We start from the raw sequence: 20,912 nt of genomic DNA, 5'->3' as shown, positions 1-20,912 counted from the left end.
TTCAGTAGATGAACGACCTGAAATTGATGAAATAAACCACGATTTTGCTATTGTCTATTTTTTTCTAACATTCGTAACTGAGTTCGGAAAGTTTTTATTTCATCTTTTTTGGATTAGCTCATTATCTTAGGATTTTGACTTTAACGTCAATTCCTCAGTTGCTTCTCCAATGCTGAGTTTTACTTCGTTGCCGTTTTCCATATCAACTTACCTGATATAGACTATACCATTTTTCGTAATCATGAAAGTACCAATGATACACAGACAAGTCAATAGACTTACTTTACCAGAACTTCCGTAGAACACACAGGAGAGAACCAAAGGATTTAGAGAATTTTCAAGGGAGATACAAAGTAGCAATCAATGCTATGTAGTACTAGTTTATACTTTTATAACAGATTTACCACTATTATGTTAATATTATTATCATTTGGTCAACAAAAATTTTTTTATATAAATAAAAATAAAAGAATGACAAATAATCAGAAGATTATTTAGGAATTGGAAACAGGTAATTGTGAGTTTATAGTTCAGCAGCTAAAACCTACTAGACTATAAATTTAAAATCACTGAGCAATTACCAATTTCCTTTTCAGGATGACCTCAGTCTTGACTCCTCAAAGCTTGGGCTAACAGGTAAACTTTAGTCCATTCACCCATTGCTTGATGCATTTTGAGTTTTAGCGCTGAAGCTGTGTCTTCTATCGAATAACCTGCTTTACGCAACTCTAGGACTTGGCGCTGCATGGGGGTTAATTGTTCATGAAATTGTTGCCATTGCTTAGGTGTCAATCCCAAGTTATGTTCTTTTAAGGAAATTGACAGCCAGCTATCTACCAATTCTGGTTTTCCTTTGAGGGCGAATACACGTACAGCATGGTAGCTAATTTTCTCTCTGAGTCGATAGACTTCCTTGATCGGCTTATTTAGTTTTTTGGCAATTTCATCTTGAGGCTTACCTTGTAGATAGAGTCGCAACCAGTCAATAGCTTCTGAACCAAGATTTTCGTATAAATAATCCTCAAATTCCTGCTGAACTGTTTTACGCAGTGCTTGTTGCTCTTCTATCTCTTGAGCTTCTTGATATTCAGCTACTGCTTGAGTATCAACCAAGTTGATTCGATTATCACTGTCATCAGTAAGAATTTCTTCAGAGACAAGCCTAACTAAGTCTTGAGTTGGTACTTGGGTTAAACCACCACGTTGAGTTCTTCTCAAGAAATTCACGAAACGGTACGCCAGTAGAGGTTGGTTACGTACTGGTCGCAAACAATACTCTTCAACACTGGCAAACAGTAGAGCGTTCTTGAGTCTATCATCAGTTGTCAATTCTGAAATAGAAACCATTTGTTGTTGTATGTAACTATCGCTTTGCAGTAATTCTTGGATCACTTCTTGAAGTACATCCAGCACTGTCCGTTGGCGATCGCGACTCAAGGCAACCCAAGTTTGGATCTTATGACGTAACGTCACCAAACTCCCCAATCGAGTGATCAGGTTGCGGTAAGCACGAACTCTTGCAAATCCTAAGTAACGCTGACGCAAAATCTTGTAGCGGTACTCCATAGCTTGTTTGGCGATCTCCAGTTCCTTAGAGTTCAGTACCTCAAACCGATCTAAGTCATTTCCCACAAGCCATTTGACTATACTTTCTCTATTGGCAAAACTTTGTTCTGGACATTCGATATCCAGGCGTTTGAGCCAATATTGTGTCAGTTTTTCCGCCTCCAAAACCATAGTGAGATTGCGCTCCTCGAAACCCTGTTTTAAAGTCTGCATCACAACCCCCTTTTTCTCCGTCCCTCTTTATTTCTTTACTGCCAGCTGCACCCGATTTGATGATGTCCATGATGACATCTGATGTGTCTCCTCTGTTATTACGTTTTGACTCACTAAAGTTATGCAGGTAGTTTTAAATTTCGATGCATCCTCACAATCTTGAACTACGGCAAATCAAGCTTTCTGAGCTTTTCTGACGACTTTTTCTAAAGTTAAATTTTTGTAAACTTAGAATATGTTGTCTTGACTCAGAAAAACGATCTATCCAAAATATATAAGGTGACAAGATATTTTGATTCAGGGATCAGGAAAAACTAACATTTTGCACCCGATAATTTTGGCGAATTTGATCCACCTCTCCAGACGTTGTTTTACAATATATGTTTCAAACAGTATACTAGCTATTTTTTATACTAAAAAATAGCTAGATTGTGTATCTATAACAACTCAGCAGGATATCATTTGAATTTTACAACATAAATGAATCCAGACATTGTGAGTTTGTATTCATCTTTAAAAGGCTTACATAATTTTGAAAAAAAGAGCAGTCGTTTATCGGCAAAAAATGACGAGTCAAAATGTATACCTAATGTTAGCAAAAAGCTATGAAAAATTAAGAGGTACCCTGATGGATACCTTTAAAAACTACTGGCTTGTTCAATCGGCTAAAGTTTCAGCGAACATCCTCATAAAACTGCTTTAGGTATTGTGGCGAGACGCCTATACCCCAAAGAAAGCCAATGGCAAGATATATGCCTGTCGCTTTGAAAAAACCCCAATGTGCCACACGGCGATCGCTACTTTGGACAATGCGGTTCACCAGACGGATTTTCCCCTGTCGCACCAGCTTCAGGCATAAGTCAGCTTCTTCCATGATTGGAATATTGCTGTCAAAACCTCCACATTTCCAAAAATCAGCACGACGTGCAAATATGACTTGATCACCAAACAACAAGCGCAGTCCTTGAAAAAACAGATGTGGGCGAAAAAGTAATGGCGCGTAGTAACTTTTTACAAAGTTGTGCAGTGATACTCCCCATCGAGTGGTTCTATCACCTGTCATCAAAGAAATAAAACCTCCCCCGGCAACAGTTTTGTCTACTAGTGTTTGCTCAATGACTGCGACAAGATCGTCTGGAACTAAGGTGTCTGCATGTAAAAAACAAAGGATTTCTCCGGTTGCAACCTCCGCGCCTTGATTCATTTGTGCAGCACGTCCACGTTTTTTGGCAGCAATAACAGAAACTCCAGCCTTTTGAGCTATAGTAACGGTTTCGTCAGAACTGCCACCATCTACAATTAGTACCTCCTGAACTGGAGGTACCAATATAGTAAGATGGCGGAGAGTGCGTGCCAGACACTCCGCCTCGTTTAAGGTAGGAATAATTATTGAGACACTAGACATAGATTAGTCATGAGTCACTAGGATAGCTGATACTCTGGTTAACACCGTTTGCTTACGATGAACTTAGCTTGTTAGCTACTCATGAGTAAACATGAAACTTTTGACTGTGAACGACCGACTATCAACTAACCACCAACTACCTGCGTACAATTGGATTTTCCACTGATTGTCGGTATTGTTCGACTTCTTGTGTATAACCTATAGGCAAGACAGCTTCAACGTTTTCATGGGGACGAGGAATGATCACCCAAGATTCAAGGGTTCCGCCATGAACATGTTCTATAGCCTCAATACCAGCCTGCATCGAGGTTTTTACCTCTGATACATCCCCACGAATATTAACTGTAAAGCGAGCACTACCCACTCTTATATATCCTACAAGAGTGACTCGACCTGCTTTCACCATAGCATCCGCTGCTGCTAGCACAGCAGGAAAACCTTTTGTTTCAATTGATCCAACTGCCTGTAGTGGCATTGGTTGTCTCCTATGTCAAACGTATGTGGCGCTACTGAATCATTGTACGAATCTTCCCACAGATTTCATAGTAGGTGTCCATGATCTTTGTTTTCAACCGCTCATACATCCAGAACGAATTGAAGGCGATCAAACACGTACCAAAAACGGAGCGCGACTCCAGACTCAACCGAAAGGCAACCTGCAACGCCGGATAGTATTTGTGTCCATGAGTCTAGACCATAAGTAGCATCTGTTATTTGATAGATTTTGCCTAGTGTATATACTGAAACGAAAACTCGTTAACTCAATGAGTATAGATTTAAAAAATTTGTAGATAAAGCCTAATAGTTAAAGAATTATAAGTGAATATACTGCACCTCAAAAAGCAATTATCTTTTAAAATTAAGTATCGTATAGCACATAAAGACAATTAGGAGAGAAGTTATACAGCATTAAAAGTTACAAACTAATACGGCAAAGAACTGTCCTAAATGCTTAAAGAGCGGTGAGACAGCCAGGAGTTTATCTCAAAGGCAAACCCTTTGAAATAAGCTGCGGTGCTGTAATAACTAGGGGTGTAAGGGAATAAGGGTATAGGGGTTTAGGGGACTCCATTTCTGGGCGTCCGCTTGCGCTTACCTGTATCGCGTTCACCGTTTATGTGCCTTGGTACAGCGTAGGGTGCTGCGATCCAATTAGTAAGTCCTGCGAACAGGCACTCTTGGCGGGTAGGCTACCGCAAACTTATCGGTTTTTAGGCATGGGAATGTCAAAACTAAAGTATCTGATATCTTACAGCGTCGATTTTTGTAGCTCTTGCTCAAAGAAATAACAAATAAACATATTCATGATTTCCTATCAATATTCTTACATCAGAAGGAAATACAATGCAAGAAGTAAAGGCAATTAAGACTTTATTACCACTTCTAAGATTGTATCCTTGGGTCATTCCAGTAATTATCATTCTAGGGATATTCTCCTCTTTATTTGAGGGATTAGGAATTAGTCTGTTTATACCTTTTCTCCAGACTCTAGATACAACAAACTCACAAAGAGGCTCTAGTAATTTACTAGTTAATTTTCTTAATCAAATATTCATCAACATCCCACAAGATAAACATCTGTTCATAATACCAGTGTGTATTTTGGGGTTAGTTATACTAAAAAACTGCCTTGCGTACATCAGTACTCTTCTTGGTCATTGGCTGTACTGGCATATTGGACAGCGTTTGCTGTGCAAAATTTTTCAGCAGCTTTTAAGCGTGAGTTATAGTTTTTTGGACTCTCATGCATCAGGTAAATTGCTGAATACACTGGATATTGAAACTTGGCGAACTTGCGATGCTATTTTTCTGCTCGTTAATATCGCTATCAGTCTGTGTACAGTTTTTGTTTTTGTGATTCTGCTGATGCTGACATCTTGGCAACTAAGTTTGTTGGTTACTGTTGCCTTGGTGCTTATTTCACTAACTATACAGTATGTAACGCGCAGGGCAACAAAGCTGGGTAGAGAGTCAGTACAGGCACACAATAATCTCGCTAATCGCGTGATGGAAGGGTTTTACGGAATGAGGGAGATTCGCGCTTTTGGTCACGAATCTTACGAACTCAAACGTTTTGAACAAGCAACAATCCATTCACGTATTATCGCTCTGAACTTGGCTAAGCTTTATTCAATTACTGGACCACTGTCGGAAGTTTTAGCAGTTGCTTTATTAGTATTTATTTTGATGATCGCTCTGCAACAACAGTCTAACGTTCCTACATTATTAACATTTATTTTTATGCTTTATCGTCTCCAGCCCGTCGTGAGGCGGTTAGATACTGAGCGTGTGAATTTGATTGGTTTATTGGGTGCTGTAGAAGATGTGATGTCATTTTTAGATATAACTGAGAAACATAATATTTGCTCCGGTGATATTGAATTTCAACGTTTACAAGGAGGAATTACTTTTGAAGCTGTTAACTTTTACTACAATACTTCCGAAAAACCTGCACTTCAGGATATTTCGTTTTTTATTCCCCGAGGTAAAACTACTGCAATAGTTGGACCTTCAGGTGCAGGTAAATCTACAGTCATTGGGTTAATTTGTCGCTTTTATGAAACTGAATATGGAGAGATATCTGTTGATAATCATCCTCTACAAAAGTTAAATTTATCTTCTTGGCGCAATCGCATTGCTATTGTCAGTCAGAATATTTATATCTTTAATACAACAGTAGGAGAAAATATAGCCTATGGTCGCTTGGATGCAACAAAAAGCGAAATTATCGCCGCCGCTAAAAAAGCGAGTGCCCACGAATTTATTAGTCAGTTACCTGAAGGTTACGATACTATAGTTGGCGATCGCGGCATTCGGCTTTCAGGAGGACAAAAGCAACGCATAGCCTTAGCCCGCGCGATCATTCGCGAACCAGAGATTTTGATTCTTGATGAAGCAACTAATGCTTTAGATAGTCTTTCTGAAAATTTCATTCAGGAAGCTCTCAATTCCTTTAGTCAAAATCGTACCGTGATTGTGATTGCCCACCGTTTATCTACTATTAAGCAGGCAGAGCAAATTATTGTCCTGGAAGAAGGACGGATTGTTGAACAAGGCAATCTCCAGTATTTACTTAAACTCAATGGATTATTTGCCAAGCTTTATAATCTGCAATCTGGTAGTACTCAAGTTTAACAGTTAACAGTTATCAGTTATCAGTTACCAGTTACCAGTTACCACTGTTTACTGTTCACTGTTTCAAGCTCAAGTTTAAATATTTAGGTTATGGAAAATCATGGAAAGTCAACCTCTCGTTTCTGTTATCACTCCCTTTTTCAATACTAAAAAGTTTATCCAGGAAGCAATAGAAAGTGTGCTCACCCAATCCTATCAAAATTGGGAGTTATTATTAATAGATGATGGTTCCAGTGATGGAAGTACTGTCATTGCTCAGCATTATGCAGATTTGTATCTAGAAAAAGTGCATTATTTTGAGCATGATGATCACCAAAATCTTGGTAAAAGTACTTCTCGAAACTTGGGGATCAGCAAGGCAAAAGGCAAGTATATTGCTTTTCTGGACGCTGATGATGTCTTCTTGCCACAAAAACTAGAACAGCAGGTGGCAATTTTACAATCTCAACCTGAGACTGGTATGGTATATGGACCAACTCAACATTGGTATAGTTGGACCGGTGAACAACAAGATTACCAACGTGACAATATTAGACCACTTGGAGTTCAGCCGAATACTTTGTTTCATCCACCAAGCTTAGTAACTCAGTTTTTAAAAATTGTTGGAATCGTACCTTGCACCTGCGGATTGCTGATACGACGGGAGGTTATAGAAGCTGTCTCCGGATTCGATGACACTATTCAACATATGTTTGAGGATCAAGTGTTGCTAGCAAAAATTTGCTTGCATGCTCCTGTATATGTAGATAGTAACTGCTGGGATAGATATCGCCAACACTCAGAGTCTAGTTGTTCTAAGGCAATCCAAACAGGAAAGTATCATCCTTTGAAACCTAATCCTGCACATCAGATTTATTTGAACTGGCTACAGAAGTACATCACTACACACCGAGTGCAAGACGCTGAACTCTCGAATGCACTAGAAAAGGCTCTTTACCCCTATCACCATCCTATGTTGTACTTTCTATTGCGAGTAAAAAACAAAGTCGCGCGAATTGCACGCAAAAAATTTCCTGGTTCTGTTCACCGCTTTTTAGGAACGCAATTGCTTGGTGATAAATATATTCCTCCTACAGGGGCTATGGATTTTGGTAGCTTGCGACGGGTTACGCCCATGAGTCAAGCCTTTGGCTATGATAGAGGTCAGCCTGTTGACCGCTATTATATTGAAAACTTCCTTGCCCATTATCAAGAGGATGTTCGTGGGCGTGTTTTAGAGATTGGTGATGATAACTATACCAGACAGTTTGGTGGCTATGTCTCTAGCAAGGACTCTGTTCAACGCATCACCCAAAGCGACGTACTTCATGTGACAAAAGGCAATCCCAAGGCGACGATCGTTGGAGATCTTACTTGTGGGGACAATATTCCATCAAATAGCTTTGACTGCTTTATTCTGACGCATACAATCCAGCTTATTTACGATGTACGGGCGGCGATTAAAACAGTTCACCGCATCCTTAAGCCTGGAGGAGTCGCTTTGGTGACAGTTCCTGGCATTAGTCATATTGGTGATTATCAGTGGGCTGATTACTGGTGTTGGAGTTTTACTGCTTTATCAGTTAAGCGTATGTTTGAAGAGTTCTTCCCAGCAGAAAATCTCCAAATTGAAACTCACGGGAATGTACTCGTTGCTAATGCTTTTCTCTATGGGATCGCAAGTGAAGAATTGCGTCAGGAAGAATTAGATTATCGCGATCGCAATTACCAAGTCACAATTACTATCAGGGCAGTCAAACCAGATACTGTATGAAAATACCTGGAGTTAGTAAACTGCGGCGAATGGCTAAACGCTTGCGGGGGCGTTTAGCACCGGGGGGTCTTATTTTGATGTACCATCGTATCACAGAAGTGGAATCTGACCCCTGGTCAATTTGTGTTAGTCCTCGCCACTTTGCCCAACAGATGGAAGTCTTACACAAGTTTGGCGAAGTTGTTTCGTTACAGCAATTAAACCAGACATTGCAAGAAGGCAAAACTCCTCATTGGCAGATAGCAGTCACTTTTGATGATGGTTATACAGATAATCTCTATAACGCCAAACCGCTGTTAGAGCGTTACGATATTCCTGCCACTATGTTTTTAACCAGTGGATATATGGAACAAAAACGTGATTTGTGGTGGGATGAACTTAATAGGTTGTTGCTGGAACCTGGTTGTTTACCAGAAGTTCTTTGTTTAGAGATTAACGGTACAACTCATCGTTGGGAATTAGGTACAGCAGCCAATTACAGTGAGGAGGAATATCAGCGCGTAGACGCAAAGCGGCTTGTCGTCAGACATCGCCACTGGAGGGCGTTAGGGGAAGATAACCCCACTCCTCGCCATACTCTTTATCGCACACTTTACTGGCTGTTATCACCTTTGCTGCCAGAAGCACGACAAAAGGTTATGGATCAAATGCTGGCGTGGGGTGATTGTGTTCCAACACTGCGCCCAAATCACCGCATTTTGAATTTAGAGGAAGTGTCTACTCTGGGAAGTGAGTTAATTTCAATTGGTGCACATTCTGTAACACACCCATTTTTATCTTTCTTACCTACTGCCCGACAGAGGGAAGAGATTCAAGACAGCAAGACTCATCTTGAGGAGATTATAGGACAAAAAGTGGTGAGTTTTGCGTATCCTCACGGCAACTATTCTGAAGAAACAGCAGGTTTGGTGCGGGAAGCGGGATTTATGAGTGCTTGCACGACTTATCCTCGTACTGTCCGGAGGCAGTGCGATCGCTTTAAATTACCTCGCGTTGTCGTTGAGGACTGGGATGGTGAAGAGTTTGCCAAACAGTTGTCTGAGTGGAGAGCAAGCTAAACGGTTTATCAAAGAGAATCATTCGTCAGTCGTCAGAAGTCAAAAGTCAGAATTCTTTATTTCTTTTTTCTGAATACTGAATTCTGACGACTGAATTCTTCTTCAACTTTCCACTTCAGCGACTTCCTTAGGTACACCAGCTGTCAACACTTCATGACCTGTTGATGTTACCAAAACATCGTCCTCAATCCGAATACCAATACCAACCCAACGTGGATCTGTCTGTGGCTGGTCTTCTGCTAGCTTGGTATCTGGTACTATATAAAGTCCTGGTTCTACTGTCAGCACCTGACCTGGTTGTAAAATCTGTGGGTTATCCTCACCATGTTGATAAACACCCACATCATGAACATCTAAACCTAGCCAATGACCAGTACGATGCATATAGTAGGGCTTGTATTTTTCTTCTTCAATGAGCTTGTCAATTTCACCCTTGAGTATACCAAGTTCAACTAAGCCTTCTGTCAGGACACGTACGGCTGTATCGTGAATTTGTTTGTAGGGATTACCTGGTTGAACTTGGGCGATCGCCTGCTTTTGTGCTTCCAAAACAATCTCATAAAGCCTCTTTTGTTCTGGCGTAAATTTGCCACCCACCGGAAATGTACGCGTAATATCAGAGTTGTAATAACTATAAGCACAACCAGCATCAATCAGCAGTAACTCATTGTCCTGCATTTGTCGGTCATTTTCAATGTAGTGCAAAATACAGGAATTGACTCCAGAAGCGACTATTGAAGGGTAAGCTGGTCCGAGTGCACCACGGAGGCGAAAGATGTGTTCAATTTCCGCTTGAACTTCATACTCGTACCGCCCTGGTTGTGTAAATTTGATGGCGTGATTGTGTGCTTCAACTGCAATATCCGCAGCTTTACGCATCAAGTCCAATTCTGCTTGACTTTTCCTTAATCTCATGCTGTGCAGAATTGGACCAGTATCTTCAATCGCGATTGGTCCTGTACCGCGCTTGGGATAAGTCCGCATTAAACGTTGCCAATGATTAAGGATTGTGTCGTTGAAAGTGCGATCGCGTCCGAGATGGTAATATATGCGATCAGACTTTACCAAATACTGTGGCAATTTTTCATCGAGTTCGGCGATCGGGTAAGCAACGGATGCACCATACACTTGTTTTGCGGCTTCGACCCCACAGCGATAACCACTCCAGACTTCCCGCTCCCTATCTTTAGGTTGGACAAATAACACAAACCGATGTTCTGGGTGTGATGGTGCTAAAACTGCTACTGCTTGTGGTTCGTTAAACCCAGTTAGATAATAAAAGTCGCTGTCTTGGCGAAAAGCGTATTCTACATCATTGTGCATCACCGCTGTTGGCGCGCTACGAAAGATTGCAGTTCCATTCCCAATTTTTGACATCAATTGCTCACGGCGCTGCTGATATTCTGCCTGCATCATTCTAATGGTGTTTCTTGATTAATTATTGTTTCAAAAGTACTCAAAACTATAAGTTTCTTTAGTTAGTTTGTACTTACTCTCATCCAGACCCATTATAGACTCTTTGATAAATTATTTGTAGTTTTTATACCTCAACTATGGTAATACTTGCTTGATACATTTATAAACATAGAGTAAAAAATAATACTATTTACTGATGAGGTGGTCGCTACAGTATTGTTACTCTAGAATAAGATATGCCTTGTATTAAGTTGTACAAAACTGTTTAAGTTAAGTATGTTTTGCACGAGCAAAGATTGCGCTTTTGAACTCAAGGTTAGTATCTTGAGTTAGTGTTGCTCTTGCCCAAATCAAAAAAACTCAGTTTTGAAGCGTGCAAAGTATAGCTTAAAACAAGTTCCTCACTCAAGCGATAGATAAGAATGGCTAAATTTCCCATCATCGAATACGACCAACTCAGTGATCCCTACGTCAAAGCAATATATGAAGAAATTCAGGTTGAACTTGGATTTGGCATAGTGCCAAATTTATTCAAATCCATGACAATCAATCCTGAGATATTGGAAGCGAATTGGAAGAAATTTCGCAGTACTATCCTCAAAGGAGATGTTCCACGCACACTCAAGGAAATGCTAGGAATTGCTATTTCCCAGTTTAATAATAGTCCCTATGCACTGAATGTGCATTTGCATGGATTATCATCATTAGGGATGAGCGAAGAAGTTTTAAGAACCCTAGTTTCAGATTTTGCAGCCTGTCCGCTACCTGAACGTGAAAAAGCAGTGATCAGCTTTGGTTTGAAAGCCGCGACTGAACCGCACACGCTCACGAGTAAAGATTATCAACACCTTTATGACTTAGGTTTAGACAATTCTGAAATATTTGAGATTGTCGCCACAGCAGATTTATTTACAAGTATTAATAAATACACGGATTCAATTTCGCTAGAAATTGATACATTATGACTTCTTCTCTCCCCGTCTCTATTGGTACTCGGCTAGAACAACAGGACTATCAGCAACTGTTGTTCCTTTCCCGTCGCCTGCTTGCTGAAGCTCAAGCGCTTTCCAGTAGGATCGCAGCTGTTAATGAAATTGCGATCGCCATCAATCGTTCGCTGAAGCTGGATGAGATTTTGCGAGTTGTTAGTAAACAAGCAAAATGGTTGTTAGACTTTGAGCATTGTAGTGTTTGCCTGAGCGATACTAATGATTATTGGCGTATCGTAAAGCTGTTCGGTCCTACTGTCGAAGTCAAGTTTTCTGATACAACACAAATGGGTGTCGTTGGCATTAGTCTGAAAACAGGTCAAGCCCGACTCATTCATGAAAAACCTATAAGGGGTTTTCTTAGCCAGTACCAATCGCAGATCATCATTCCATTGGAATGTGATAATCGCGTGCTTGGTACAATCAACTTTGCCACCTCAGCAGCAAGAAGTTACACTCAAGAAGATTTACGCATTGGCTATTTACTAGCAGTGCAATTATCTGCAGCCATCCGTAATGCTGAACGCTTTGAAGAATTAAACCGGCTGTATCTTGAATTAGAAAAAGAAAAACGCAAGACAGATGAATTGCTTTTGAATATACTACCAATAGATATTGCCTGTGAACTGAAGCAGACTGGCGCTGTTAAGCCTGTCTACTATGAATCTGCTTCTGTTCTGTTTACAGACTTTAAGAATTTTACTAAGTTATCAGAACAGTTGACTCCACAAGAATTGGTCGATGAACTAGATTATTGTTTTTCTTGTTTTGATCAGTTTACTGAAGCGCATGGCTTAGAAAAATTGAAAACAATTGGTGATAGTTACATGTGTGTTGGGGGAATTCCAACTCACAATAAAACTCATGCAATTGATGCTGTGCTAGCTGCTATCAATATTCGCACTTTTATGGAATGGCGTAAAAAAGAAAAAGCGCTTTTAAATCAACCATATTGGGATATTCGTATTGGTATTCATTCAGGTCCATTATTAGCAGGTGTGATTGGACACAAGAAGTTCGCTTACGATGTCTGGGGTGACACTGTTAACACCGCTTCTAGAATGGAATCATCTGGTCTGACTGGAAGTATTAATATTTCTCTTTCAACTTTTGAGTTAATTAAAGATCTTTTTCTAGTTGAATCTAGAGGCAAAGTTAATGCCAAAAATAAAGGCGAAATTGATATGTATATTGTTAAAGGTATTAAAGATAGTTTAGCTATAGACCCGACAGGTTTATTACCAAATAAGGAATTTAATGATCTATATTTTACTATCCAACCAGATACAGATACATTAATTGAGGAGAGCCTTATTGATCAGGAGTGAGAAATGTCATCTCAGGATTTAAACCGTAAAGTCTCGAAACAAAGCTTGGAAAAACTCATCGAAACACTAGAACTGTCTGATTTACAAAAACAGTTTCTGCGTTCTCGCTGGCTAGAACAAGTCTCGTGGACGTCACAGCGGGCTAAGCAGTCTCGTAACTGGTATTACAGACTGCGACTAACAGCAATCATAGGTGGTATTATTGTTCCTATATTAGTGGGTTTAAATATTAACGACAAAAATGTTGCTTCGTCTGTTCGGTGGGGTGCGATCGCTCTCAGTGGAGTCGTTGCTATCAGTTCCGCTGTAGAAGAGTTTTTTCACTATGGGGAACGCTGGCGGCATTATCGGCATACGGCGGAGTCTCTGAAGACTCAAGGCTGGCAATTCTCTCAATTGAGTGGACTCTACAGTGATTACAACACTCATCAAGAAGCTTTTTCTAATTTTGCAACTCAGGTTGAAGATATCCTCCAGCGTGATGTTAATGTCTATGTTACCGAAGTTGTGCAAAACAAGGAAAAGCAAAAAGAAGATCCTCAGCAGGCGTTCATTAAACAAATCATTCCTCAATCACCGACAGAGAACAAGGCTTCGGAGAAGAACATTTCAGAGGAGAAAAAGTAGTAGTGTAGGGTGGGCACTGCCATATTAACCCTCATATAGTGGGCAGGATCTAACTGGCAGTGCCCACCTATGTGTGTTTCAAAAATCAAATAGGATTCCTATATATTTTATTAGCAGTACTGTTAATTTACAGCATTTTTCTGCTTTGGTGGGCATTGCCTACAAATATCTAAAGCACTCATCTGATTTGCTTTTGGGCAATGCCCACCCTACGGGTGTTAATAAATAAAAGCAGTACTGTTAATTTACAGCTATTTTCTGCTTTGGTGGGCATTGCCTACTAATATCTAAAGCACTCATCTGATTTGCTTTTGGGCAATGCCCACCCTACGGGTGTTGATAAATAAAAGCAGTACTGTTAATTTACAGCTATTTTCTGTAAAGTGGGCATTGTTTAGTGTAGAGATGTTGTATGCACTTTCATTACAGCCGTGTATTGCACGCAGCCGAGAAGCAGTATAAGTCGAAAAAGTGATGGGTTTTGAAGATGACATCTTTATCAGCTACGCCCACATTGATAACCAGCCGCTGACTGAGGGGCAGGAAGGATGGATTTCGGATTTTCATCGCGCGTTGGAAATCCGTTTGGCACAACTACGGGGAGAAAAACCTAAGATTTGGCGAGATTTAAAACTGCAAGGCAATGATTACTTTGGCGATACGATTGTAGAACGATTTCCCAAGGTGGTGTTGCTGCTTTCTGTACTCTCACCTCGGTATGTCAAGTCAAAGTGGTGTATCAAGGAATTGCAGAAATTTTGTGAGGCTGCTGCGATGACTGGTGGCGTTCGTCTTGCGGAGAAATCACGGATTTTTAAAGTCATCAAAACCCCAATTGCTCGAAATGAACATCCCCCGGAAGTGCAAGAACTTTTGGGGTATGAGTTTTATCAGTTGGATCAGTCTGGGCGTCCAATTGAATATAGTAAGATATTTGGTGTTGAAGCTGAACGCAATTATTGGACGAAAATCAACGATTTGGCTTATGACATTAAACAAATGCTAGATAGTTTTTCCAGTCATGATCACAACGGTGCTGTTGAACAAAATCCTGTTGCATCTACTGGAACCACTATTTATTTAGCAGAAACAACTTTTGATCTTATAGAAGAACGAAACAAAGTTAAGCGAGAGTTGCAGCAACGCGGTTATGTTGTTTTGCCAGAACAATCTCTCTCTCCTTACTATCCGGATTTTGAACAGGTTGTGTGTGAAAATTTGCAGCGCAGCAAACTTTCGATTCATTTGATTGGTGCCAAATATGGTATGGTGCCAGAAGGAGCAGATAAGTCAGTTGTTGTTTTACAAAATGAACTGGCAGTTAAGCACAGTCAAAAGTCTCCGGAATTTTTGCGTTTAGTTTGGATGCCAGTGGGATTACAACCACAAGAACCGCGTCAGGAAGAACTGATTCAATCTCTGCAAAGTGAACCTAACCTGCTACAGACAAGCTTGGAAGAACTCAAGACTATTATTAAAGATAAACTTAATTCTAAGCCGCAGCCACCAAAAGAGGTTATTGCGGAAGATGGACCATTACGAGTTTACTTGATTTGTGACCAGCGGGACTTGGAGGCGATCGCCCCATTAGATGACTATCTCTACAACCAAGGCTTTGAAGTCATATTACCCTTGTTTGAAGGAGATGAAGCGCAGGTGCGTCAAGATCATCAAGAGCAATTACAGATGTGTGATGCGGTGATTATCTACTGTGGTAATATTCAAGAATTGTGGCTGCGAACAAAACTGGGAGACTTACGAAAGATTTACGGTTATGGTCGCTCAAAACCCATGCTAGCCAAAGGAATTTACATGGGTGAACCGCATACGCCACAAAAGCAACGATGGTGTCGCAGTCGCGAAGCACAATTAATCACAAATGTCAATGAATTAGAATTATTCGTAGCCCAACTCATCCAGGGAGGGCAACGGTGATGCTGGAAACCCAAACTCGCCTGAATCCTTTTCCGGGATTGCGACCTTTTGAAGCGCATGAAAACTATTTGTTTTTTGGGCGAGAAGGGCAAACGGATGAGTTACTCCGCAGGCTGCGGCGTCATCGGTTTTTAGCAGTTGTCGGGACATCGGGAAGTGGAAAATCTTCGCTGGTGAGAGCGGGGTTACTTCCGGCGCTGTTGGGTGGATTCATGACACAGGCTGGCTCAAGTTGGCGGGTGGCGCTGATGCGTCCGGGAAATGACCCCATCGCGAATTTGGCACAGGCGCTGAATCATCCAGATGTTTTAGGTTTAGAGACAGAAGATGCCCCAATTCAAACAATTATTACTGAAACAGTTTTACGACGCGGTGCTTTAGGACTAATTGAAGTTGTCCAGCAGGCGAGAAAACCGAGTGATGAAAACTTGCTGGTTGTGGTTGACCAATTTGAGGAACTGTTTCGATTCAAGCAAAACTCTCCTAGGAAAGATTCTGGGGATGAAGCCGCCGCATTTGTCAAGCTGCTTTTGGAAGCAACTCGTACTAAGTTGGATTCACAAACCTCACCCCGCCCTCCGGGCACCCCTCTCCTTACTAAGGAGAGGGGCAGGGGTGAGGTGATACCTGTGAACGCAACTCGGTATCAACAGCAGGAGTTGCCAATTTATGTTGTGCTGACAATGCGCTCGGATTTTTTGGGGGATTGTGCGCAATTCCGGGATTTACCGGAAAAGATGAATGACAGTCAGTACTTGATTCCACGCTTAACGCGCGACCAACTGCGAGCAGCAATTACAGGTCCCGTCGGCGTTGGCGAAGAAGAAATCACACCACGGTTAGTAAATCGGCTGATTAATGATGTGGGCGATAACCCAGACCAGTTGCCGATTTTGCAACACGCGCTGATGCGGACTTGGAATTACCACAAACTTGGAGAACCAATTGACCTGCAGCATTATGAGGCGATCGGTGGGATGGATAAGGCGCTGTCGCAACACGCGGACGAAATTTATAACCAATTACCAGATGAACGCTGCCAAAAAATTGCCGAAAAACTGTTTAAATGTCTGACAGAGAAAGGTTCCGATAGTCGCGGGATTCGCCGCCCCACAAAACTGAGTGAAGTTTGTGCCGTTGCGGAAGCAACCGAAGCAGCAGTTATCGATATTGTAGAGCAGTTCCGCGCTCCTGGTTGTTCATTTCTCATGCCGCCTGTGCCTGTGGAATTGAATGAAAATTTTGTACTGGATATTTCCCATGAAAGTTTCATGCGGGTTTGGCAGAAGTTAAAAGACTGGGTGGAAGAAGAAGCGCAGTCGGCTCGGATTTATCGCCGTTTGGCGGAAACCTCAGCACTGTACCAGGAAAAGCAAGCCGGACTCTGGCGTGATCCAGAACTTACGATTGCTTTGAAATGGCGAGAACGCAATAAACCGAATCAAGCTTGGGCTGGGCGTTATAACCCGCAGTTTGAACAGGCAATGCAGTTTTTAGATGAGAGTGCTAGAGCTCGTGATGCTGAGGAGGCTGAGAAAGAGCGACAACAGCAAGAGGAACTGAGGCGACAACAAGAAGAAATTGAACGTCAAAAAAAAGCTCGTAGGAATATTACGTATGCTCTGGTTGTGGCGGTGGCTGGTTTTCTTGCTGCTAGTGGGCTAGGGGTTGCGGCTTTCTTTCAATACCGCCAAGCTCAACAAAATGAAATCAAAGCTTTCAGAACATCCTCAGAAGCGTTTTTTTATTCCAACCAACAGTTGGATGCTTTGCTGGAAGCTCTGAGAGCAGGAACAAAACTGCAAAAAGCAACCTGGGGAATAGCCGAAACCCAACTTCTGGCACAAGTTGTGCCCACGCTACGGCAAGCAGTCTATGGTATCAGGGAGCGCAATCGTTTAGAAAAACATAGCAATACGGTTCGGGCCGTTAGTTTCAGTCCCGACGGCAAGACGATTGTTTCTACCAGTTGGGACAACACGGTACGGTTGTGGAACCTACAAGGGCAGTTGCTCGAAACCCTCAACGGTCATAGCAGTGCGGTCATTGGCGTCAGTTTCAGTCCCGACGGCAAGACAATTGCTTCCGCCAGTTCGGACAAGACCGTACGGTTGTGGAACCTGCAAGGGCAGTTGCTCAAAACTTTCAATGGTCATAGCGCTGAGGTCATTGGCGTCAGTTTCAGTCCCGACGGCAAGACAATTGCTTCTGCAAGTTGGGACAATACGGTACGGTTGTGGAATCTGCAAGGGCAATTGCTCAAAACCTTCAATGGTCATAGCGATGGGGTCATTGGCGTCAGTTTCAGTTCCGACGGAAAGACAATTGCTTCCGCCAGTTCGGACAAGACAGTACGGTTGTGGAATTTGCAAGGGCAATTGCTCAAAACCTTAAGTGGTCATAGCGATAGAGTCTATGGCGTCAGTTTCAGTCCCGACGGCAAAACAATTGCTTCTGCCAGTTCGGACAAGACGATACGGTTGTGGAATCTGCAAGGGCAGTTGCTCAAAACTCTCAATGGTCATAGCGATGGGGTCATTGGCGTCAGTTTCAGTCCCAACGGCAAAACAATTGCTTCTGCCAGTTCAGACAAGACAGTACGATTGTGGAACCTGCAAGGCCAGTTGCCAACCCTCAATGGTCATAGCGATGCGCTTCGGGGCGTGAGTTTCAGCCCAAATGACAAGAGGATTGCTTCCGTCAGTTTGGGCAAGACCGTAAGCTTGTCGGACTTGCAAGGGCAGTTGCCAACCCTCAACGGTCATAGCGATGCGGTTTGGGGCGTGAGTTTCAGTCCCGACGGCAAAACAATTGCTTCTGCCAGTTCAGACAAGACAGTACGATTGTGGAACCTGCAAGGACAATTGCTCAAAACCCTCAATGATGATAGCGATGCGGTTTGGGGCGTGAGTTTCAGTCCCGACGGCAAAACAATTGCTTCTGCTAGTTCGGACAACACAGCGATTTCGGATTTACTGGTGCGCGGCTGCAATTGGGTGCGTGATTATTTGCAGACCAATCCGAATGTAAGTGAGAGCGATATGCATATGTGTGATGGGATTAAGTAGGTGGAAAAAAGTTCTGTACGGCTAGGGAACTAGCTCAAAGCCCATGCCCACATGAGTGAAGTGAGCATCTTCGGTAAGGATTGTTGTAATGCTACATTCTTGCATAACAACCATTGAGGTCAAATCAGTAAAAGAAATTAGGGGCTTATCGAGAAACTTAGAACGGAGTACTTGGGTTTGAGCAAAGCGTTCTTCAGTAATACGGATTAAATAAAAGTTATCAGACAAAAAGGCTGACAGCAGCGCTTTCATGGATTGGTCCGCCTTTGGTGCAGGAAGTCGTCGAAAAAAGAAAGTGAATGTTTCGTCGAGAATGTAGTCAGTTGTATAAATTTGTCCTTTTTGAGCAATGACACGCTGGTAAGCTTGTGTGGCTTCTTGGTGATAGCGTTCACTTTTGTCGTGGAGCGTAAGCCAACCCCAAGTATCAATGAAAAGCTTACTCACCATACAGTTCATCGTCTAAGTTGGCTGCTAGCGAGCCGTGAGATACTGCACCGATAAAGTTTGCCAGGGGATCGCTACTGGAAGTCGGTGGATTCTGGTTCAGAGGATTTCTGTCAGCTAGCTGTTGAACATACCGCAACACGTCTTCTAGCTGCTGCTCTGGCAGTTGTTCAATCACTTCAAAAATTGCTTGTTTGGTTGTCATAGCAATGACTAAATGTGGCTTTCTTCTATAAAGTCTACTGCTGAAATTACTGTCTTAGCTAGAATTTCTTTTCTTCCAACGTGGAATCTAGGCAAGCGCGATCGCCTGTAGGTTTATCTCAGATCTTGCACCTCCGGCTGAGTACGCCCAGAACTTAAGTTCTGGGCTAATAAACCAAGTCCGTTAAAACGGACTGAAAAACTTACTCATACCAAAGTGTAATCTAAACCGTAAAACTGAAATGCCTTAAGTACCTCAGTTTTAAGGATACTCCCAAAATCTAAATTACGTTTTAGAACGCCGATTGGTATCAGTCCGTTTTAACGGACTTGGACTTTGAGCCAAGAAATTTATTTCTTGGCGGACGAAAAGTATGGTGCAAGATCTGAGTTATCCAAACCGTATTGCTCGTCGTCGAGTCTCAAAAACTCGTCTGCTTAACTGCCATTTTCCAATAATCCCCTAGTCGCATTCACAACAACCTGCGCCGCCCCCGCAAAAAACTCGCGATCAATAGTTGCTGGAACATCGCTGGATTTGTGATAATGAGGAGTCCGTAAATTTGCCGTATCAGTAACCAAAACTGCCCCTACTCCTTGATACCAAAATGGAGCATGGTCGCTGCGTAGAGTATCAGGTGTCAGCAAGCCTTTGAGAGGTATTGGGAGTGTGAGCACAGATGGTAAAGTTGATCCCCCGGTAGTTCCCTTATTAAAGGAGATTGCAGGAAGCATCTGTGAATTTTGAAAAGCATTCAGCAGCGGTAAATGTTCTGTATCGCCTACCACTGCTAAAAAATCACCCTTATCACTGGGTGGCGTCACTGGTAAAGTTGTTGGATATTTCTGACAGCCAGAAGTGTGACAAGCAAAACCCACCATATCCATAATAATCACGCCTTGCAAGTTTTCCAGATGTTTCTTGTTTGTCACAAAAGCTTTACTTCCTAAAAGTCCTGCTTCCTCCTTATCGAAAAAAGCGAGTTGCAACGTTCTCGCTGTGGGATGCGAACCAAAAAGTCGAGCAATTTCCAGAGTCACAGCAACACCACTAGCGTTATCATCAGCCCCAGGAGAGAAATAAACAGTATCGTAATGAGCGCCTACCAAAATTGCTTTTGCATTTTTGTCAGTTCCTGGTTTTTCCGCGAAGATGTTGACACCATCAGGGAATTTTTCTAACTTGGGTTTCCAGCCCATTCTTTTGAGTTCAGCTGTGATGTAGGCGCGAGTGCGCGATCGCTCTGGTGGTGTATTTCGTGTAAAATTTAACCTGAGAATATGGGCAAACAACTTATCACTAGAAACTTGTAAGGAATCAGAAATAGGAGGATGCAAAGACGCTGAAGAATCGTCTGTCTGTGTATCTTTTTGTGTTGGTGTTTGTGTATCTTTATTTGTAGTGACAGGATTGTTAACTCTAATACTATAAACAACTGACTCCCGATCCTGTTTAAGAAACACGTTAGTAACTACTATGACAACGACTGTCACTAGTAGCACAAGCAACAGCCAAAACCGTTTTTTCATATATCTCATAAAAAAGGTTAGGGGGAGAGTACTCAAATTCAAAATTCAAAGTTCAAAATTCAAAATTGAAGACCCCTTGGATGAATCCAAAGGCTTGTATCCTTTTCTTTTTTGGTCGCTCTTGAGATAGGATAGCGCAAACACTAAGTTTGACATCGTGTCTTTTGACAGAAGAACTCACTTCATGTAAAGTTCCTCATGAAACTTTTCAATTTTCTTATTTTTTAGTCGTATTTTT

At 41.9% G+C, this 20,912-nt stretch carries 15 protein-coding genes; 8 read left to right on the top strand and 7 right to left on the bottom strand.

Annotation, left to right across the window (positions count from 1 at the left end):
* Nucleotides 1–603: 603 nt before the first annotated feature.
* The 3 genes from DP114_RS24440 to DP114_RS24430 all read right to left on the bottom strand — a co-directional run bounded on the left by DP114_RS24440 (nucleotide 604) and on the right by DP114_RS24430 (nucleotide 3,659).
* Complete coding sequence (locus DP114_RS24440) at nucleotides 604–1,779, bottom strand: HetZ-related protein 2 (protein ID WP_171977358.1); 1,176 nt, start codon at nucleotides 1,777–1,779, stop codon at nucleotides 604–606.
* 673 nt (nucleotides 1,780–2,452) lie between these two features.
* The gene (locus DP114_RS24435; protein ID WP_169265947.1) at nucleotides 2,453–3,184 is read right to left on the bottom strand and encodes a TIGR04283 family arsenosugar biosynthesis glycosyltransferase; all 732 of its coding nucleotides are present in this window, start codon (nucleotides 3,182–3,184) and stop codon (nucleotides 2,453–2,455) included.
* Between the two features lie 136 nt (nucleotides 3,185–3,320).
* Nucleotides 3,321–3,659: a carbon dioxide-concentrating mechanism protein CcmK gene (locus tag DP114_RS24430; protein ID WP_169265948.1), complete on the bottom strand. Its 339-nt coding sequence runs from the start codon at nucleotides 3,657–3,659 to the stop codon at nucleotides 3,321–3,323.
* Nucleotides 3,660–4,528: 869 nt separating this feature from the next.
* Between DP114_RS24430 and DP114_RS24425 the strand changes: the two genes are divergently transcribed.
* The 3 genes from DP114_RS24425 (at nucleotide 4,529) to DP114_RS24415 (ending at nucleotide 9,130) form a co-directional block, all read left to right on the top strand.
* The gene (locus DP114_RS24425) at nucleotides 4,529–6,319 is read left to right on the top strand and encodes an ABC transporter ATP-binding protein (protein WP_171977357.1); all 1,791 of its coding nucleotides are present in this window, start codon (nucleotides 4,529–4,531) and stop codon (nucleotides 6,317–6,319) included.
* A 100-nt stretch (nucleotides 6,320–6,419) separates the two neighbouring features.
* The gene (locus DP114_RS24420; protein ID WP_171977356.1) at nucleotides 6,420–8,072 is read left to right on the top strand and encodes a glycosyltransferase; all 1,653 of its coding nucleotides are present in this window, start codon (nucleotides 6,420–6,422) and stop codon (nucleotides 8,070–8,072) included.
* Nucleotides 8,069–9,130: a polysaccharide deacetylase family protein gene (locus DP114_RS24415; RefSeq protein ID WP_171977355.1), complete on the top strand. Its 1,062-nt coding sequence runs from the start codon at nucleotides 8,069–8,071 to the stop codon at nucleotides 9,128–9,130. The genes DP114_RS24420 and DP114_RS24415 overlap by 4 nt, the downstream gene beginning before the upstream one ends.
* Before the next feature lie 102 nt (nucleotides 9,131–9,232).
* On the opposite strand, the gene DP114_RS24410 is transcribed toward DP114_RS24415, so the two are convergent.
* Nucleotides 9,233–10,543, bottom strand: a complete 1,311-nt coding sequence (locus tag DP114_RS24410) for an aminopeptidase P N-terminal domain-containing protein (protein ID WP_171978289.1) — start codon at nucleotides 10,541–10,543, stop codon at nucleotides 9,233–9,235.
* Between the two features lie 425 nt (nucleotides 10,544–10,968).
* Between DP114_RS24410 and DP114_RS24405 the strand changes: the two genes are divergently transcribed.
* The 5 genes from DP114_RS24405 (at nucleotide 10,969) to DP114_RS24385 (ending at nucleotide 18,493) form a co-directional block, all read left to right on the top strand.
* Nucleotides 10,969–11,511, top strand: a complete 543-nt coding sequence (locus tag DP114_RS24405; protein ID WP_169265952.1) for a carboxymuconolactone decarboxylase family protein — start codon at nucleotides 10,969–10,971, stop codon at nucleotides 11,509–11,511.
* Nucleotides 11,508–12,863: an adenylate/guanylate cyclase domain-containing protein gene (locus DP114_RS24400; protein ID WP_171977354.1), complete on the top strand. Its 1,356-nt coding sequence runs from the start codon at nucleotides 11,508–11,510 to the stop codon at nucleotides 12,861–12,863. The genes DP114_RS24405 and DP114_RS24400 overlap by 4 nt, the downstream gene beginning before the upstream one ends.
* Nucleotides 12,864–12,866: 3 nt before the next feature.
* Nucleotides 12,867–13,490 (top strand): DUF4231 domain-containing protein, encoded by a 624-nt coding sequence (locus DP114_RS24395; protein WP_169265953.1) that lies wholly within the window; start codon nucleotides 12,867–12,869, stop codon nucleotides 13,488–13,490.
* Between the two features lie 474 nt (nucleotides 13,491–13,964).
* Nucleotides 13,965–15,425 (top strand): TIR domain-containing protein, encoded by a 1,461-nt coding sequence (locus tag DP114_RS24390; protein ID WP_171977353.1) that lies wholly within the window; start codon nucleotides 13,965–13,967, stop codon nucleotides 15,423–15,425.
* Entirely contained in the window at nucleotides 15,425–18,493 is a 3,069-nt protein-coding gene (locus DP114_RS24385; protein WP_171977352.1) for a WD40 repeat domain-containing protein, read from the top strand. Before DP114_RS24390 ends, DP114_RS24385 begins: the two co-directional genes overlap by 1 nt.
* A gap of 21 nt (nucleotides 18,494–18,514) precedes the next feature.
* On the opposite strand, the gene DP114_RS24380 is transcribed toward DP114_RS24385, so the two are convergent.
* The 3 genes from DP114_RS24380 to DP114_RS24370 form a co-directional block, all read right to left on the bottom strand.
* Entirely contained in the window at nucleotides 18,515–18,943 is a 429-nt protein-coding gene (locus DP114_RS24380; RefSeq protein ID WP_171977351.1) for a type II toxin-antitoxin system VapC family toxin, read from the bottom strand.
* Nucleotides 18,933–19,145 carry a hypothetical protein gene (locus tag DP114_RS24375; protein ID WP_171977350.1) on the bottom strand — a complete coding sequence of 71 codons (213 nt, stop codon included), beginning with the start codon at nucleotides 19,143–19,145 and terminating at the stop codon, nucleotides 18,933–18,935. The genes DP114_RS24380 and DP114_RS24375 overlap by 11 nt, the downstream gene beginning before the upstream one ends.
* Before the next feature lie 437 nt (nucleotides 19,146–19,582).
* On the bottom strand, nucleotides 19,583–20,674 hold the full coding sequence (locus DP114_RS24370) for a M28 family peptidase (RefSeq protein WP_171977349.1): 1,092 nt from the start codon (nucleotides 20,672–20,674) through the stop codon (nucleotides 19,583–19,585).
* Nucleotides 20,675–20,912: the final 238 nt, after the last annotated feature.

The sequence above is a fragment of the Brasilonema sennae CENA114 genome (assembly GCF_006968745.1).
Taxonomy (GTDB): domain Bacteria; phylum Cyanobacteriota; class Cyanobacteriia; order Cyanobacteriales; family Nostocaceae; genus Brasilonema; species Brasilonema sennae.
The sequence above is the reverse complement of the archived record's forward strand: the minus strand, read 5'-3'. Positions and strand labels throughout refer to the sequence as shown.

Coding starts and splice junctions, on each gene's coding strand:
- DP114_RS24400 (WP_171977354.1), top strand. CDS start 11,508: ATGACTTCTTCTCTCCCCGTCTCTATTGGTACTCGGCTAGAACAACAG.
- DP114_RS24385 (WP_171977352.1), top strand. CDS start 15,425: ATGCTGGAAACCCAAACTCGCCTGAATCCTTTTCCGGGATTGCGACCT.
- DP114_RS24405 (WP_169265952.1), top strand. CDS start 10,969: ATGGCTAAATTTCCCATCATCGAATACGACCAACTCAGTGATCCCTAC.
- DP114_RS24440 (WP_171977358.1), bottom strand. CDS start 1,779: ATGCAGACTTTAAAACAGGGTTTCGAGGAGCGCAATCTCACTATGGTT.
- DP114_RS24430 (WP_169265948.1), bottom strand. CDS start 3,659: ATGCCACTACAGGCAGTTGGATCAATTGAAACAAAAGGTTTTCCTGCT.
- DP114_RS24435 (WP_169265947.1), bottom strand. CDS start 3,184: ATGTCTAGTGTCTCAATAATTATTCCTACCTTAAACGAGGCGGAGTGT.
- DP114_RS24395 (WP_169265953.1), top strand. CDS start 12,867: ATGTCATCTCAGGATTTAAACCGTAAAGTCTCGAAACAAAGCTTGGAA.
- DP114_RS24375 (WP_171977350.1), bottom strand. CDS start 19,145: ATGACAACCAAACAAGCAATTTTTGAAGTGATTGAACAACTGCCAGAG.
- DP114_RS24425 (WP_171977357.1), top strand. CDS start 4,529: ATGCAAGAAGTAAAGGCAATTAAGACTTTATTACCACTTCTAAGATTG.
- DP114_RS24390 (WP_171977353.1), top strand. CDS start 13,965: ATGGGTTTTGAAGATGACATCTTTATCAGCTACGCCCACATTGATAAC.
- DP114_RS24380 (WP_171977351.1), bottom strand. CDS start 18,943: ATGGTGAGTAAGCTTTTCATTGATACTTGGGGTTGGCTTACGCTCCAC.
- DP114_RS24420 (WP_171977356.1), top strand. CDS start 6,420: ATGGAAAGTCAACCTCTCGTTTCTGTTATCACTCCCTTTTTCAATACT.
- DP114_RS24415 (WP_171977355.1), top strand. CDS start 8,069: ATGAAAATACCTGGAGTTAGTAAACTGCGGCGAATGGCTAAACGCTTG.
- DP114_RS24370 (WP_171977349.1), bottom strand. CDS start 20,674: ATGAAAAAACGGTTTTGGCTGTTGCTTGTGCTACTAGTGACAGTCGTT.
- DP114_RS24410 (WP_171978289.1), bottom strand. CDS start 10,543: ATGCAGGCAGAATATCAGCAGCGCCGTGAGCAATTGATGTCAAAAATT.